This is a genomic window from Lysinibacillus xylanilyticus, from assembly GCF_001183605.1.
Taxonomy (GTDB): domain Bacteria; phylum Bacillota; class Bacilli; order Bacillales_A; family Planococcaceae; genus Lysinibacillus; species Lysinibacillus xylanilyticus.
In genome coordinates this window covers 262,301-278,888 of sequence record NZ_LFXJ01000008.1, presented here as the reverse complement: position 1 = coordinate 278,888, position 16,588 = coordinate 262,301, and the positions used below count along the sequence as shown (strand labels likewise).

Sequence of the window (16,588 nt, the reverse complement as noted above, 5' to 3'; positions counted from 1 at the left end):
CAACCCAAAGAATCTCTTAATTGCATGTATTCACTGTTCTTTTTTATTTTATTATTCGTAAAAATTAAATACATGAAAATGTGGCGAGGGTTATGATATGGTATATTATCTACAATGAAATTTTAGAAGGTGGAAAACATGCTAGAAGTAAGTGAAAGTAAGTTAGCACAATATATTTTACATTTTATTGACGATACACTCGTGTTAGGTGAGGAGCCATTTTCACAGCCTGAGGTCATGCTGGAGGCAGCTTTTACACAGCTTGCGTTTAGCAAAATCGATTTGGAGCAGCAATTCGAATTTTTTCACGAAACAGATATTGGGTTAAATGAGGTGTACACATATGTAAGGGCAATTTTTGATCAGGAGACTAGTTTCCTTGAACAATCAATCAACATTGCTAAACACTTACATAGTGTTTCTCAACACCCAAATATTAAAAGTGGCGAATTGTTTATTGGATTATTTGACAATTGTTTTCTAGCTACAGAAGTAAAAAAAATAATTGCCATTGTTAAAATTGATGAAAAAGAAATGTTTTTAGATGTAAAGAACGACCACAACAAAATGGTTGTCAATGGCATAGATGGAATTAATGTAAAGAAAATTAATAACATGGCCATTATCATAGATATGGGAACGGATAAGGCACCTGCTGTATTTATGAAAACGAAAAGGAAAGAAGATATTGTCTACTGGCAAGAACGATTTTTAAAGATAAAAGCAGCCGATGAACATTATTACAAAACGAATTTAGCATTAACAGAATGCAAAAAATATATTTTAAAAGAAGAGAGCTTTAGCAATACTGAGAAACTGGGGCTTTTAAATAAAACGCTTGATTACTTTAGAAATGAAGATGAATTTCAAGTAAATAATTATATTGAAACGGTATTTGAAAATGCAGAGCCAACACAAAAAGATATTATTATAAATTCGGTAAAACCTTATGAAACCGTAATTTCTGAGAGTGCGCTTGAAAAGGCTGAAAAAAAATATAAACGTAAAATTAAACTCGATTCCAATATTGAAATCCAGGTGAATGTACAGGATATCGAGCAAGTGGATGAATTAATTGAAGTAGGCTACGATGAATCTACAAATCGAAAGTTCTACAAAATATATTTCCAGGAAGAGCTATAAATCAATTAAGCCTTGGTCCGAATCGTCTTAAAGAAGTTAAATTCTAAGAGACTTCCCTAGTATACAGGGAAAGCTCCTTACCATAGCGTGTGGTTGATTTCCATTCCGACTGGGCGCTTTGTTGCTGACGCTTCGCTTTCGCGCAGAGCAGAGCTTCCTGGGGGCGTCCAGTCTCCACTCCAATCAACTTATATCAATTTCGCCTTAGCGTAATTATAGCTGTCGCTTCGTAGGCAATTATAATAATTACCCATGATTTCGTATTACCTAAAATCCAAGGCTTAAAATAGCTCAATAGCTTGTCCATCACCCTAATATCCCCTATTATTACCTATACATCAAATTTGTTAATATGTTACAATTAAGTTAAGTATTTTTATCGAAATAGGGGGATCTTTTTAATATGTCCTATGTAAACGATTTACAGTATTATATTGATAGTGCTTCAATCGGAATTTTACTCGAACTACTTTTGGTGACAACTTGTATTTCAACTATTATTTATTTAGTAACTAAAAACCAATATATTTCGTACCTTTCGTCTGCACCAATATTTTATTTTCTTTCAATAATTTTGTACCACAATTCACACTTCATTCTGCTTGTCTTAGCAATGACAGTACAAGCCTTAGTTATTTTATTTATCCAGAAGAAGAATCTACTAAAGGTAATAACAATGAAAGACAAAGCTCACGACAGTATTTAACATGATAAAAAAAAGGACTTGTTTTTATGATTTATCAACAAGTCCTTTTACTTTTTTAAACTAAAAAAATATCACCTTAAACTCTCCCATATTTTAATGCTCTGGCCCAATCAGATCTATTTTGACCTTCACTTTGTTTAATAGCCTCCGTAGTATCATAAGGAATGCTTAACTGCTCAATAATCCATTCACCATTCCTTTTTTCTACAACTGTATAATTCGCAAACGGTGTACCTGATTCAATCTTATAATAGAACGGTTCAACTTCTTCATAAGCAGGCAAACCAACACTGCCCGGGTTAATAATAATTTTGTTATTAGGTAAATAAACAATCGTTGGAAAATGGGAGTGACCACAAAATATAATATTTTGAGGGATATCTTTTACTAATTTCATTATTTCCTCTGGTTGTTTTAAAGTAACACCATTTGGCGTAATTTCATTCAACATATAAAGCTCATCATTTTCAGGTGAAGCATGACAAAAGTAAAAATCATCTGTCTGAATCGAAAATGGCAGGTTCATTAACCAACTTTTATGTTCCTCTGAAAGCACGTCTATTACATATTGAACGGTTGGATTTTCCGTTGAAGACTGTAATAATATCCGATCACAATTTCCACTTACACTTTTAATATCTGTACTCTTTATTATTTCATATGTTTCTAATGGGAATAACGGTCCGTAAAGAGTGTCACCTAAATTATATATCTTATCGATACTTCTATATTTTATATCCTCTAACACTGCTTTTAATGCATCTTTATTTCCATGAATATCTGATATAACTGCTATTTTCACAATATCCTCACCTTAATTAGTTTTACATTTCTGGAGCTTCCATACCGAAATTTACCCATTCCTCTTTAGCTGGACCATAAATGCCTGGAACAGTTAATCCAGCCTGTCGCATAAGAACCGTCATTTGTCCTCGATGGTGATTTTGATGTTGAATCAAAAACATTAATAGTGTACCAATTCGCATTTCTTGACCGAAAAAGTTGATGTGCTCTTGAAGGGTTTGATCAGTCCAGTTGGTTTTTACAGCTTGCACAAATGCATTATTGACTTGAGAATAGCTATCTGCAATAAATTGTGCTGAAGTAGGAACAGGATAATCTTTAGTTGGACCTTCAAATGTTAAATTTGAATTTGAAGTTATGATGCGAATTGCAGTCACAGTATGCCAAACAATACGTCCTAGAGTCCAATTTTCAGACGTTATTTCCTGTTTAAGTGATTCATCAGTTAAAGTATTCAATAACCTCTGTGTACCATCGGCTTCGAACTCCCAAGACTTAAAAAAACCATTTAATGTCTGATACATAATGCTCCCTCTTTTCTTGCAAAATTTTTAGTAAAGCAACAGAAAAGTGCTCTCATCGTAAAGGAAATGGATTTCCAGATTAGTAGAGTGTATCAATATATTTATTTAATTCTTTTTGATTAACCTGTCCTTCTATCGAATATTTCAATATACCTTTAGAATCAAATATAAAAGTTGTTGGATAAGCCAATATTCCAAATGATTTTTGAAGTTTACCATCTAAATCAAGAAATATAGGGAAATTCAAATTGTATGTTTCTTGAAATTTCATAGCATTTTCACTACTATCTTTGGAAGTTGCATTGATTGCTAACAGCTCAACATTTTCAGATTTATTGTTATAAAAATCCCTTAATTCAGAAGCCTCTTCTTGACAAGGTCCACACCAAGACGCCCAAAAGTTAACGATTAGGACCTTTCCATTGTATTCTTTAAATGTTGTTGATGATTCATCTAATCGTGTTAATTTTGCATCAAAAGCCAGCTGTTTTGTTCCATCTTCATTTTCTACTATCGGATTAACTGTTGCTTCATTTATAAATACATTTTTCAAAACAATCCCTACAAGTAATACGACTACCAAAGCTGAGAAATATAAACCTAAACGTTTTTTAAGTTGCATAAACAATCACCTAAATTACCCCTTTTTAAAATTACCATTATATATATCAATTACCATTTTAACCAGTTTGATAAATTCAGTCTACTCTCTATAAATCGTAGTCCTCCTATTAATCCAACACAATCTGGCAAGATGACATTTTTCAGCTATAAAAAATCCTTTCTTTAAATCAGTAGTAATTCCCATAATTAGTTTTTCATCTAATCCATACAATTAAAAATATTCAGATTACTGATTGACTTCCAAATTTGTCCAATGTTATATTTACTAATGCAGTAATTTACTAAATTACTAAATTCTGAATTAACAAAGGGGGATGAAATCGATGAAAATACCTACACATTTAAAGCATAAACCAGTTATTGTTGCTGAAAATTATGCCAATATTGATGGGCGCACTGCTTATCATACAGATGCACAGGGGCTCTCACTAGGCTTAGCGCAATGGAATGACAGAGGCAAGGTTGATATTTCTGCTAAAGTGTGGCGTCATACAGGTGGTAAATGGTCACGTCAATCGGAAGAATTACCACTTCATCGCGTGCTTGACCTCGCTATTTTAGTTTGTGAAACTCAGCTTCATTTTAAGGAAGCTTATCGCTACGATCATTTATATGATGAAGAAAACCCTGTTATTAAACGTATTGGCTTACAAGGGGATGCAATGACAGTGGAAGTATGTACGGAAAATGAACAAATTGAAGAGGATATTAAGCTCTTTAATCAAGCTTTAAGTGCGGATGATGAACTAATTGGCGAACGCCTGCGCACGCTATCACAAATTTTAAAGGAAATGGGCTATTAAAACCCAGGAGGGCATAAAAAATGGACCTACAAATTTTACATGATGATAAAAAACTGCAAAAAGCTTTTTTTAACTTTTTAATCCCTGTTATGCTAGCGAATGTGCTGCAGTCACTAGGGCAAGTCTTTGGCATGTTTATAGTAGGGCGTAATTTAGGTGTTGATGCGCTAGCGGCAATTTCAGCATTCTTTCCATTCTTCTTCTTTTTAATGGCGTTTGCTATTGGGATTGGCTCAGGTAGCTCAATTTTAGTAGGGCAAACGTATGGGGCTGGCAATCATGAGAAGATGAAGGAGGTTGTAGGGGTAACTTTAGCCTTCACAACGATTTTATCGATTGTCGTCGCGATTTTTGGTGGCTTTTTCATTGAGTGGATTTTACGCTTTATGCAAACACCTGCAAATATTTTAGATATGAGTATTAGCTATGCTCAAATCCTATTTTTCACACTACCAATCATGTTCTGGTATTTTGTGTACACAACCTTTATGCGTGGTGTAGGTGACTCTAAAACGCCTTTTATATTTTTAGTCATAAGTGTTATTTTAAATATCGCATTCCTACCACCATTAGTTTTTGGCTGGCTTGGTCTGCCTAAGTTTGGCTTAAACGGCGCTGCATATGCTTCTGTTTTATCGAATCTGGTGACGATGATATTGTTACTTGCCTACTTGCATAAAACAAATCATATTTTGCGCTTAGACAAATCGATTTTACAGCATTTTAAATTAAAGAAGGATGTTTTATCTTCATTATTAAAGTTAGCCATTCCTGCAAGCATTAGTATGGTTGCGATCTCTGTAGCAGAAATTGCTGTAATAGGCTTCGTAAATGTTTACGGCTCCGATGCTACTGCCGCTTACGGTGTTGTTAATCAGGTCGCTAGTTATGCACAGGTACCAGCGATGAGTATTGCTATTGCGACATCTGTATTTGTTGCGCAGGCTTTAGGAGCAAACTCTACAGAAATGATAAAAAAAATTCGTCAATTTGGTGTGCTCGTTAACTATATTTTAGGTGGCGCAATTATTTTAATAATGTATTTATTTGCGGAGCCTATTTTATCTTTCTTTATTGATAAACATGATACGGTACTTATCGCCAAGGATTATTTATATATCGCATTTTGGAGTTATTTAATTTTTGGCCATACACAAACCGTTTCAGCTACAATGCGAGCTACAGGTGTTGTCTTATGGCCTACAATTTTCCTAGTCATCGCAATTTGGGTAGTCGAGGTACCATTGGCGTTTATTTTATCGCACTACACGTCATTCGAACTAAATGGCGTTTGGTTAGCTTATCCTACTGCCTTCTGTGTACATTTTGTATTACAATACGCATACTTCAAGCTAGGCTGGCAAAAACGAACATTAAAAGCAATGCTCAGCGATTAATTTTATGATAGTGTCTGTAGACAAAGTTATGTGTAACTTTGTCTACAGCAATTTTATATAGGTATTTGGAGTAAACCGTATTTGTTGATCCACCATTATTTAAGCTTGTCTAGGTGGAATTATTCCCCAAATAAGTAGGAGAAAGAATACTAATCCAATTAAAAAGAATATAAGTGAAGTAATAAATATCGGACCAATTTGATAAGTAAACTGTTCTCTTTTCTGAATTATGCCTGTTTGCCCACTAGCTTGAGATGCAAACAACCTACTCATGGCTCCACCACTACTTGAAAAGTAAAAAGTACCCCCAGCAAAAGCTATACCAGTGAAGAACATTACCTCGATAAATCTTACGGAGAAAAATGAAGCAATAAAATACGTAATTAAAACTTCTACAATAAATGCTACTATCATAATAATTAAATTTTTACTACGCATGCAAACCCCTCCTCTCTACATTTTATGTCCCTTACTCTGTATACGGTCAAATCGAGATAAAGTTCCAATTTTAACTTTTTTAACCATATTGTTTTTACATTTAATAAGAAAGAGATTATTGTAGAAAATGTCAGAGAAATTAAATGAATGTTTGGTGATGTTTTTTGATGAGTTGAAACGCTAGATATAACATTCACAATTCCAGCTAAATAATCCTTTAAGTCGCTCAACATTGAAAAGAGGGGCTTTTTTAGTTTATCAAAGGTTGTTTTCTCAAGGTTGTTGCTTCTGGTTTATCTATCTAATTCAAGTAAAGCACCCCTTAGCCATCCATGTAGCGCAAAACCAGTGCTACACCACAGAATATGAAAGATGATTTAGTTCTTTCATGGGAGTTGAATAAAGAAAAAGGCTATGTTAAAAGAAAAGGTTGATTTATAACGTTAAGAAATCCGCTGTATATGCAAGTTTTTATTCAAAATATGATTCAGTGCAATTTCTTTTGAACAGCATTGAAAGCTTTGTTGTATCTAAGTTCAAACGATAGTGCATAAAAAGGTGTATATGAATGAAATACAGAAAAACACTTAATACATTGGTATGACAACGTTTTAAGTGTTTTATTTCGTCCCAAAACTTGCGTTTGGGAACGTTTTTAAGTATATATGTGTATATTTTATTCGACAATTTTTGTTTGGTTTTTTAATTTATATGAGTGAATATAATTTACTGCGTACTTTACTAAAAATATTCCTAAGACTCCACCCAAAACATTAAATAACAAATAGATAATATCCGTATTACCAAAGTTGCTTATAGTAAAACCAGACCACCCAAGTAAAAGACGGGCGACAACTATCACTAAACAACTTAAAATAACAATAGAAATTGCTTTTTTGTTACTTTTTAAATCGAAAAGGAGTAATAAGAAAATCCCTAACGGTACAAATAAAATAACATTATAAAATAAAGCTGAATAACTCCAAATAGAAATATTAAAGTGCATCGTATCAAATATTCCAAACCAGTCATTCGTTGAAATAAATGTTCTATTATTGTCTGCTGGATTTTGATGGAGCGTGAATCCACCCAATTTAATTTGAACTAAGCTTATTACGTAAAAAATAGAGCTATATAACATAACTCGTTTCTTAGCACTTTTTTCTACTTTTCTAAAATAATCAAGTAATACATCAATAAAAATATATACTAACAAAATTAAGAATGCTAAGGGAACAATATTGTAAAGAACATATGTTGAATGCATAATTAACATCTCCCGTTATTTTATAGTCACTATTCATTTTACTATAGCAACTTAATGAAGGGTTAACAAATTTTCCCTATCCATAATATTGATTTCGATGTTCTTAATGTTCTTATTTCACTAAACTGTTCCGTTAGTTCAACAGAGAAAAAAGGGCTGCATACGCAACCCAATGATATTTAACTAATCATTAATATATATTTACCCCTTGAATATATGTTAATTAATTCATAGATTTGTTATTTATAGTTTTCAAGATAATTTCCTTTTTCAAAAATTTCTTTTGCACTTAGGGCAGTCCATTCCTCTGGTGTTTTATCGGGATTCAAGTCAAGATAGGAATTAATCATTTTGTAGCCTTCGCTGTAACCGTAACCTTTCGGCAACCCTTTTCCACCATATAAAATTTCTGAGGTACGATTATTGTCGTACTTATTTAAATCAGGTTCAACTTTAGACCATAATGCCTTGTTGTAAGTCATATCTATTGGTGTATAGCCGTAGTCGGGATAAACGGACTTTTCAAACATGACCGCTTTTCCTTCAAAGACTATATTATCCAAAACAGAAGCCCAGTCATTATTACTGAAATGCTTTTCCGCCCAAACGCTGTGATGGTATTCGTGCGCAACGGTTACCTTTATACTATCATCCAAAACATTTAGATTAAGCGGGAGGATAATTTTACCCGCCCCAACTGTGAATGGTGTCCTATTATTGGTGGAGGAAGGGAATACGCAAACTGCAACATCACTCTGTGAAGGTAAGAGGTCTGCGGATTTCAAAAGAGATTCATTAATTAGTTGATTGATTTCTGCTTTACGAGTCTCCATCTTTTTACTTACCACTTCTATTTCTGTTAACCCTTTAGGAACCGTATTAAGAAGGGTTTCTGCCATAAGAGGGTATTCTCCATTTTCAAAACAATCCTGGTATATGGGTTGAATGATTTCTTTATTATATAGTTCCAAAGTTTCCGAGGATGAAAGATTCGGATTATCTTTGACCTTTTCAATATACGAATAAAACAGTTGATTGACATGAATAATTTTGTATTTTTGTTTGGTTTGAGGGTGTTCAAATGAGAACACAATCTCTTTGTAATCTATTATTTGCTCTTTCTCGTGAAGTTGGTTCTCACCTTTTTCTGTTTGTGTACAGGATGTAAGTGTTAGCAATGCACTTATTAGAACAAGTACGACAATTATTTTTTGATAATTTTTCAAATAAATTCCTCCTGCGCGAAAAATTAGACTATTCAACAAATTATTTTACCATATTTTGGTGCGATTTCACTTATTATTTTGAAATCTCTTATTGAACAAACCTTCTCCGTTAGCCATCCATGTAGCGCAAAAACCAGCGCCACACCACAGAAAATGAAAGATGATTAAGTTCTTTCATGGGAGTTCAATAAAGAAAAAAAGAGCTGCATATGCAACTCAATGTTCTTCAAGTAAAGCACCCTTTCGTATTATAAGGTCAGCCAGAGTAATCTGGTTGACTATTTTTTATTCAATTTATAGATTGATAGTAGCCGGGGTCGAACGGAAGCACCCGTGGGACTAGATCCCGACAACTAAACTGTTCGCCCTCTACTTGTTAACACATGATTAGGCTGGTTGGGACATTACGATCTCGTATAACAAGCGAAGATATGAATAACAAGCTAGATAGAGGTTACCGGTCAATACACTACCTTAGGAGGAGATAAACATGAATCCAGTAGTTGGTCTGGATGTCGCAAAAGGAGAAAGTCAGGTTCAAATGTTCTTGGTTAAAAAAATGCCCTATAAAAGCAGCGTGAAAGTTGATCATACGGTGGATGGATTGGAAGAGTTACACTCTTATTTATTAGATTTAGAGCGTCAAACAGGGATGAAGCCACCTGTTGTTTTGGAATCAACGGGTCACTATCATGCCCCAGTTGTACAGTTTTTAGAAGCAAGAGAATACATTGTCATTATCGTAAATCCACTGGTATCTTACCGAGCAAAAAGTTCTAGCTTGCGAAAAACCAAAACAGATGCCATTGATGCTTATCACTTAGGCGAACTGTATTACAAAGAGGATTTAGCGCCTCAGAAAAAGCGTGGTGTACAGTTATTAAACCTTCGGCATCTAACAAGGCAACATGAAAATATGACGGGAATTATGATTCAAACAAAGCTTCAATTTCAAGCCGTATTAGATCAAATATTCCCTGAGTACAAAGGAGTTTTTGGTGATTTATACGCTGAGATTTCCATAAAAACTTTACAAGCTTACCCTACTTCTGAATCAGTTAAAGAAGCAGGTGTAGAAGAGATCGCACAATTCATTGATACACATTGCAAAGCACGTTCGTTTAATTGGGCGCTTGAAAGATCGGAAAAATTAATCGGAGCTGCAGAACGCAATCCATTTCAATCAACTCTTTATCAAAGTCTTTTAGTCAGTTTGAATATATATATTGATTTACTTCAAGTGTACCACCAACAACTTTCTACGTTGGAGCGTGAGATTGATGAGTTAGCGGCACAACTTGAAGAATATGAATTACTCCAATCAATTCCCGGTATTGGTGAAAAAATCGCTGCAACGATTATTTCAGAAATCGGAGAAATTGATCGGTTTAATCATCCGAAAAAGTTAGTAGCCTTTGCAGGACTAGATCCCAGTGTGTTTGAATCAGGTCGCTTTAAAGGCACGAAAAATCACATTACTAAACGCGGCTCGGCTAGGCTTCGCCACATGCTTTATACAGCTGTTCGTTGTTCTATTCGAGATAGTCGGAAAAAGAAAACAACACCTGAAACTATCGCACGAAATAAGCGATTACGAGCCTTTTACGATTTAAAACGTGAGGAAGGAAAGCCATATAAAGTAGCCATTATTGCTTGTGCAAATAAGCTTTTACATTGGATTTATGCGATTTTAAAAACGAAAACACCATTCCAAGAAACCATGTGATTACAGCATTTTCAAATACAAAAAAAACCTTCCAAATTGAATTCGGAGGGTTATTTGGGTTGCGCTTTTTAGTATATCATGAAGTGTTTTTTAATTTAAAAGATTTTTATTGACAATCTATTAGCTGGTTTTGTTGAATAACAGTCGCCCAACCTTCACTCCAATCAACTAATATACATGGCATATAATTTTAAAAAAGGCATCCACAACTTTTATTAATTAACCAAAATTATATTAATAAGCCAAATTTAAGCAAAATTTAAGCAAAATTTAAACTTACTTGCTTATTATTGGTCTTAATACATAGAGAAGGACTGATTGAGAGTGTCAAAAGGTAAGAAACGTAAGATTTTATTTTCATTAAGTATTGCTCTAACAAGCTTTGTTACGTTTAACGGAGTATCAAATGCATCTGCAGCAGTTCCAACAGTAGAAGAACGTGTAGCTTTAGATAACAAATTAGAAGTCAAACAAGCTCGCACATCCAATGAAACACTTCAAGATTGGAAAAAGTGGACAAACGACCATTCTTACAGCTTAACATCCATTCAACCTGAAACAGTTGGCAAACAAAAAATACCAGCTAATAAATTTGAAGATTTAGAGATGCTTAAGCCTTTATTGCATGATAAGCGCATCGTTTTTTTAGGGGAAAGTTCTCATGGTGTGGCTGAATTTAATCTAGCAAAAACGCGTATTATTCAATTTTTACACCAAGAAATGGGCTACAACGTTCTTGCCTTTGAAAGTGGTTTGGGGAATGCCATGAATGCCCAAGGTCAAATTGATAAACAAACAGCGCAACAAACGATGAAGGATGCTATTTTTCCCGTATGGTGGGCAAAAGAAACACTGCCGTTATTTGAATATAGTAAAAAAACACAGAATACAGATAAACCATTAATATTAGGAGGCTTTGATATTCAACTGCAAGGTTCATTTACGAACGGAGACTGGCTACAAAATAGTCAGCTTGTTAAACAGTTCGGTGAAGCAGAGAAGCAACTTACAGAGTGGAGCTACAGTAATGATTTAAAGGGCTATCAAAAGGTAAAACCAAGCATTATCGCAGTATATAAACAAGTAAAATCACAAGTATCGCTTAAAGAAAAAGAGTTAAAAGAGGCTTATCCGAGCGAGCCTCATATTGTAAAGCTTATGGAACGTACTTTTGCTGACCGTATCCGTTTTGCGGAGGAATATGTAGAATTAACAATTAAAACAATTATTGAACTTGAACAAGATAAATATGATTCTTATTTAAAGACAATAGAATGGCGTGATCAAGCGATGATGGAAAACCTACTTTGGTTAGCGGAAGAGGTTTATCCAACTGAAAAGTTTATAGTCTGGGCGCATAATGACCATATTCGTAAAGCACAATCCGAAGTAAAGGGTTCCCCTGATTCTGTAAAATTAATGGGTGAACGTCTACCAGATATCTACAAAAAATATAGCTATGTACTTGGTCTTTATATGGCTGGTGGTGAAACTGCAAACAATCTACGCGAACCAATGGCTGTCTTACCACCAATAAAAGGATCAATCGAGGATATTCTTTCATCGACAAATGAACCTTACACATTTATCGACTTACGCAACCGTCAAAATGAACGAGGGAACTCATGGATGTTTGAGCCACGCTTATCATATAGCTGGGGAATTATGGAGGAAAGTCTAGTTCCACGCGATCAATATGATGGCATTCTACTAATTGATAAAGTAAGTAAGCCAAATTATATAAAGTGAAACTTTAATCAGTGGGGACTTTCTTCATCTCCACTGATTATTAGTTGAACGAATTGGGCTTTTAATAAAAATATAGAAATAGCGAACTATCGAAGCAGCTCATTCCGGGATGGGTTTGCCTCATCCTCTTTCTATTCAAATGTGATTAAGATGCCATTGATGCCTATCGTCTATGGGAACTGTATTATAAAGAAGAGTTAGAACCGTACTATTTACTGTGGAGTGTATCTGGCAAACAGGATGCTGGTGCGGTTTAACTAATGACTAGGTCCCTTCAATAGTGGAACCTAGCCATTTTTCTTACTTATCTTCTCATAGTTTCTTTATCAACTTAAGCACACTTTAGATGAAGAAAATAAGAGACGCTTATTCAACAATCGCGCCCGATTATTTAACACGAGTTAAACAACACTTTTAAACTAACCTGCATCGTTAGTTGAATAACAACAATCTTTTCGAAAACGGCCTTATTAAAAGACAAATCTAAGATAATCAAGCGTTGGTACTATATTTTTAGAATCATACATATTTGCAAGCTCAAATTTGGTTACCCATGTAATATCGCTCACTTCATCTTCTTGTAGCACTGTCTCCGTAATTTCAAAACTTTGGTCAAAAAGCCATACATCGTAAAAATCATTGTACGCATCTCTACGTTCACTCTTTATCATTTTTCCATTAAACTTAAATAAATTAATTCCGATCTCTTCTTTTACTTCTCTTATAGCACCACCAAGACTACTTTCCCCTGCTAAAATAGAGCCACCCGGACATTCCCACAAATTAGGATAAGTTTTATCCGGATGTCTTTTCGTTAAGAGAATCTCACCCTTATTATTCTTTATCCATACATGTACAACTACATGATAATCACCATGCTAACTTTTCTCCACGCACATGACGCTTATTTGTTTTGTTTTTATTCTTATCGTAAACATCCCAAATTTCCATAACGCCCTCCTACATTCAAATCATGAAAAACATACTAACTCGAAGCTTATAAGAAGTTAAATAATTGTCTCCTTCATTATTCCAGTTTACAACTAAAATCACTAATAAAAACTGCAGCTCCAATTGTTAATGTCTAAAATTGGAGCTGCAGTTCAGTTATGTAAAACAAAATTATGCATAATAATGTTCGCATACATATATCTTTATTAAATTTGTTGCGTCAATCCATTTCTCCATTACAACGCTTCCTTTTTCGCATAAAAAAGAGGCATCCTAATGAAAGGATGCCTCTTTGATGGTTACATCATTAAAATTAAAGTTTTACGATGTTTGTAGCTTGTGGTCCGCGTTGTCCTTCTTCTACTGAGAATTCAACTTTTTGACCTTCTTCAAGTGTTTTGAAACCATCACCTTGGATAGCTGAGAAGTGAGCGAAAACATCATTTCCGCCTTCTACTTCGATGAATCCAAAACCTTTTTCTGAGTTAAACCATTTTACTGTACCTTGTGCCATTTTGCATGACCTCCATTAATTGTATTTAAATAAAATCATTTTCTTCAAAAGAAAAAAATTCACATATTACAAAAAGCATCAAACAAAACACGATTACTCTTTGTAATATGTGAATTTATTGTTCTCTTGAAAACGATTTTATTATCCTCATTATATAAGTAAAAATCATATTTGTCTAGTGAAAAAGCAAATTTCCTAAAATTTTTTCTCTCACTTACCCACTTTGTTACTAAAATAAGTTTTATGCAGTTGAAAAACTATTATTCAATGTAGATGTTTGGACAATCGCTGAACACCTATAGGGTTGAAGACTTCTGTACCTGTCGCTACAAAAAATAATTGCTGAAAGAAGTTATAGGGTTTCATATATAATTTTTCCCATTTGAGTGACGTCATAATCTCCTAGTGCGACTACTTCTGATTGGAAATCTGGTGAATTTAAAATCTCTTTTACCGATTCAACCAGCAGTTGGTTTTCAGGTGTTTTTAATAGGACAATATCATAACGTTCTGTAATAAGTGGTATAAAGTCGACCTCTACGAGTTTTGATATTTTCTCAATGCCTATTCCAACGTCTGCATTCCCATTTGCGACAGCTGAAGCTACATCTATATGGCTCATTTCTTCTTCGTTGTACCCTTCAATTGAGGACGGAGAGATATGATGAATGCGTAATTGTTCATCTAGGAAAGTACGAGCACCTGAACCTTTTTCACGGTTCATCAATTTTAGTGATTTAGTCTTAAATTCTTCAATTGATTGAATTTGCAATGGATTTCCTTTCTGAACATAAAAGCCTGCTCGGCGTGAAATTAGATTGAGAAGAATATAAGAGTGACTTACAAATATCTTTTTCAAATAAGGAGTATTATATTCCCCTGTATCACCATCGTACAAATGTAAACTAGCAATATCACATTCCCCATTATATAGTGCCATGACACCATTAAAGCTACCTTCATGTGAACGCAATACTTTATTTGATTGTTTTTTCTCTATATATTTTCCTAATAAGTCTAAGGCTAAATCTTGTCCGCTAATAATAATTTTTTTATTTTTTGTCGAAGGAGTAGTCAAGGCAGTAGATGCAGCAGGAGTTGCTCCTGTCTTGCTTTTTTGTATATATAACTGTAAATCATTTCTATCCACACGCATTTGTCGACCTACACGAAAAATAGGTAAATCTCCCTTTTTCACTAAATCGTAGATCGTTAATTTTGAAACCTTTAATAATTGAGCCACCTCTTCAATCGTATAGGAATGTTCCTGTGACATGTAATAAATCTCCCCTTCTGCTTCTATTGATTCTATAGTAACTTAATTATAATATTTTTGGACCATCACCAAAACGTGTGGTTGATTTCCGTTCCGACTGGGCGCTTTGTTGCTGACGCTTCGCTTTCGCACAGATAAAACATTTGTTGCTGACGCTTCGCTTTCGCACAGATAAATCATTTGTTGCTGTCGCTTCGCTTTCGCACAGATAAATCATTTGCCGCTGACGCTTCGCTTTCGCGCAGAGCAGAGCTTCCTGGGGCGTCCGATGAGCCGCTTGGGGCAACAGGTGTTTTTTGCGCGAAAGCGAAGTGCTAACGTAGCGGCAGCAATAGGGGTTCATTCTGTGCGAAAGCGTAGTGCAACGAAGCGACAGCAACAGCAGGATGTTGGTCACGAAGGCGTTATCACAGGATGTGATGGTTTTAGCCTTCGTTCCTCTTTTCGCTAATCCCTAAGGAGTCGCCCAGCCTCCACTCCAATCAACTTATTTACATAGTATACGTTTAACAAAACTCCTCTACAACTTTTGGTAATGACCCATATTTTTAACATCTTGAAAGTTTCTAGCGATTTGGTATTTCTTTTTTAGACATAACTAATTATAATTAGTTATGTCTTGTTATAACGAGTTATAAAAGGAGTATAATCAAAGTGAAAAAGTATTTTAGTTTAATAGCTTCATTGTTACTACTGGTCGGCATATTAGCAGGTTGTGGTAACCAAGAGAGCAACAACAAAACAAACGAGCCTGTTGAATTAACGATTTCCGCAGCAGCTAGTTTACAAGATTCATTAGAGGAACTTCAAAAAAACTATGAAAATGAACACGATAATATTAAAATCACATTTAACTTTGGTGGCTCTGGTGCTTTACAGCAACAAATTTTAGAAGGTGCTCCTGTTGATCTTTTCTTTTCAGCAGCAGAGGATAAGTTTGATGAGCTAGTTCAAAAAGATTTAATCGACAAAAAACAAGGAACGGATCTTTTAGCTAACGAATTAGTGTTAATCGTTCCTAAGAAAAATGAAAAACATATTCAATCATTTGAAGACTTAACGAAAGTTGATAAGATTGCCGTTGGTACACCTGAAACGGTTCCTGCTGGCAAGTACGGTATAGAAACATTGAAAAACATGAGCCTTTGGGAAAATGTAGAATCAAAAGTAGTGTATACAAAAGACGTACGACAAGTTCTTACTTATACAGAATCTGAAAATGTTGATGCAGGTTTGGTTTATAAAACAGATGCCCTTGTGTCAGAAAAAGTCAATGTCGTTGCTACAGCCAAAGAAGATACACATACGCCTATTATTTATCCTGTAGGTGTTATCAAAGATAGTAAGCATGCGAAAGAAGCGGAAGATTTTTATCACTATTTACAAAGTGATCAAGCGATGAAAGTATTTAAAAAATACGGCTTTCAAGGAACTCATTAA

Annotated in this window: 18 protein-coding genes; 8 read left to right on the top strand and 10 right to left on the bottom strand. The window is 34.5% G+C overall.

Annotated elements, in window-relative coordinates:
- Positions 1-138: 138 nt before the first annotated feature.
- Positions 139-1,143 carry a nucleoid-associated protein gene (locus ACZ11_RS16470; protein WP_049667617.1) on the top strand — a complete coding sequence of 335 codons (1,005 nt, stop codon included), beginning with the start codon at positions 139-141 and terminating at the stop codon, positions 1,141-1,143.
- Between the two features lie 403 nt (positions 1,144-1,546).
- Positions 1,547-1,849 carry a hypothetical protein gene (locus ACZ11_RS16465; RefSeq protein ID WP_049667616.1) on the top strand — a complete coding sequence of 101 codons (303 nt, stop codon included), beginning with the start codon at positions 1,547-1,549 and terminating at the stop codon, positions 1,847-1,849.
- A gap of 76 nt (positions 1,850-1,925) precedes the next feature.
- Here ACZ11_RS16465 and ACZ11_RS16460 read toward each other — a convergent pair whose 3' ends face one another.
- The 3 genes from ACZ11_RS16460 to ACZ11_RS16450 all read right to left on the bottom strand — a co-directional run bounded on the left by ACZ11_RS16460 (position 1,926) and on the right by ACZ11_RS16450 (position 3,799).
- On the bottom strand, positions 1,926-2,651 hold the full coding sequence (locus tag ACZ11_RS16460) for a metallophosphoesterase family protein (protein ID WP_049667615.1): 726 nt from the start codon (positions 2,649-2,651) through the stop codon (positions 1,926-1,928).
- Positions 2,652-2,673: 22 nt separating this feature from the next.
- Positions 2,674-3,177 (bottom strand): DinB family protein, encoded by a 504-nt coding sequence (locus tag ACZ11_RS16455; protein ID WP_049667614.1) that lies wholly within the window; start codon positions 3,175-3,177, stop codon positions 2,674-2,676.
- Between the two features lie 79 nt (positions 3,178-3,256).
- Positions 3,257-3,799, bottom strand: coding sequence for a TlpA family protein disulfide reductase (locus ACZ11_RS16450; RefSeq protein ID WP_049667613.1), 543 nt, complete (start codon positions 3,797-3,799; stop codon positions 3,257-3,259).
- 325 nt (positions 3,800-4,124) lie between these two features.
- Between ACZ11_RS16450 and ACZ11_RS16445 the strand changes: the two genes are divergently transcribed.
- Both ACZ11_RS16445 and ACZ11_RS16440 read left to right on the top strand, forming a co-directional pair.
- Positions 4,125-4,604 carry a DUF6530 family protein gene (locus ACZ11_RS16445; RefSeq protein ID WP_049667612.1) on the top strand — a complete coding sequence of 160 codons (480 nt, stop codon included), beginning with the start codon at positions 4,125-4,127 and terminating at the stop codon, positions 4,602-4,604.
- A gap of 20 nt (positions 4,605-4,624) precedes the next feature.
- Entirely contained in the window at positions 4,625-6,001 is a 1,377-nt protein-coding gene (locus tag ACZ11_RS16440; protein ID WP_049667611.1) for an MATE family efflux transporter, read from the top strand.
- A 99-nt stretch (positions 6,002-6,100) separates the two neighbouring features.
- Here the strand turns inward: ACZ11_RS16440 and ACZ11_RS16435 are convergent, their stop codons facing one another.
- The 3 genes from ACZ11_RS16435 to ACZ11_RS16425 all read right to left on the bottom strand — a co-directional run bounded on the left by ACZ11_RS16435 (position 6,101) and on the right by ACZ11_RS16425 (position 8,932).
- A complete protein-coding gene (locus ACZ11_RS16435) occupies positions 6,101-6,439 on the bottom strand; it encodes a hypothetical protein (protein WP_049667610.1) in 339 nt (112 codons plus the stop codon).
- 676 nt (positions 6,440-7,115) lie between these two features.
- A complete protein-coding gene (locus tag ACZ11_RS16430) occupies positions 7,116-7,706 on the bottom strand; it encodes a VanZ family protein (RefSeq protein WP_049667609.1) in 591 nt (196 codons plus the stop codon).
- 239 nt (positions 7,707-7,945) lie between these two features.
- Positions 7,946-8,932 (bottom strand): DUF2268 domain-containing putative Zn-dependent protease, encoded by a 987-nt coding sequence (locus ACZ11_RS16425; protein ID WP_049667608.1) that lies wholly within the window; start codon positions 8,930-8,932, stop codon positions 7,946-7,948.
- A 490-nt stretch (positions 8,933-9,422) separates the two neighbouring features.
- Between ACZ11_RS16425 and ACZ11_RS16420 the strand changes: the two genes are divergently transcribed.
- The gene (locus ACZ11_RS16420; RefSeq protein ID WP_049667607.1) at positions 9,423-10,658 is read left to right on the top strand and encodes an IS110 family RNA-guided transposase; all 1,236 of its coding nucleotides are present in this window, start codon (positions 9,423-9,425) and stop codon (positions 10,656-10,658) included.
- A 324-nt stretch (positions 10,659-10,982) separates the two neighbouring features.
- The gene (locus tag ACZ11_RS16415; RefSeq protein WP_049667606.1) at positions 10,983-12,407 is read left to right on the top strand and encodes an erythromycin esterase family protein; all 1,425 of its coding nucleotides are present in this window, start codon (positions 10,983-10,985) and stop codon (positions 12,405-12,407) included.
- A gap of 470 nt (positions 12,408-12,877) precedes the next feature.
- Here the strand turns inward: ACZ11_RS16415 and ACZ11_RS16410 are convergent, their stop codons facing one another.
- The 4 genes from ACZ11_RS16410 to ACZ11_RS25915 all read right to left on the bottom strand — a co-directional run bounded on the left by ACZ11_RS16410 (position 12,878) and on the right by ACZ11_RS25915 (position 15,365).
- Positions 12,878-13,231: an NUDIX domain-containing protein gene (locus tag ACZ11_RS16410; protein ID WP_236690900.1), complete on the bottom strand. Its 354-nt coding sequence runs from the start codon at positions 13,229-13,231 to the stop codon at positions 12,878-12,880.
- Between the two features lie 440 nt (positions 13,232-13,671).
- Positions 13,672-13,872 (bottom strand): cold-shock protein, encoded by a 201-nt coding sequence (locus ACZ11_RS16405; RefSeq protein ID WP_049667605.1) that lies wholly within the window; start codon positions 13,870-13,872, stop codon positions 13,672-13,674.
- 352 nt (positions 13,873-14,224) lie between these two features.
- A complete protein-coding gene (locus tag ACZ11_RS16400) occupies positions 14,225-15,148 on the bottom strand; it encodes a helix-turn-helix transcriptional regulator (protein ID WP_049667604.1) in 924 nt (307 codons plus the stop codon).
- Positions 15,149-15,194: 46 nt separating this feature from the next.
- Positions 15,195-15,365 carry a hypothetical protein gene (locus ACZ11_RS25915; RefSeq protein WP_161804475.1) on the bottom strand — a complete coding sequence of 57 codons (171 nt, stop codon included), beginning with the start codon at positions 15,363-15,365 and terminating at the stop codon, positions 15,195-15,197.
- Positions 15,366-15,416: 51 nt separating this feature from the next.
- Here ACZ11_RS25915 and ACZ11_RS16395 point away from each other — a divergent pair, with 51 nt between their 5' ends.
- A complete protein-coding gene (locus ACZ11_RS16395; protein WP_049667603.1) occupies positions 15,417-15,599 on the top strand; it encodes a hypothetical protein in 183 nt (60 codons plus the stop codon).
- A gap of 203 nt (positions 15,600-15,802) precedes the next feature.
- A complete protein-coding gene (gene modA, locus ACZ11_RS16390) occupies positions 15,803-16,588 on the top strand; it encodes a molybdate ABC transporter substrate-binding protein (RefSeq protein WP_049667602.1) in 786 nt (261 codons plus the stop codon).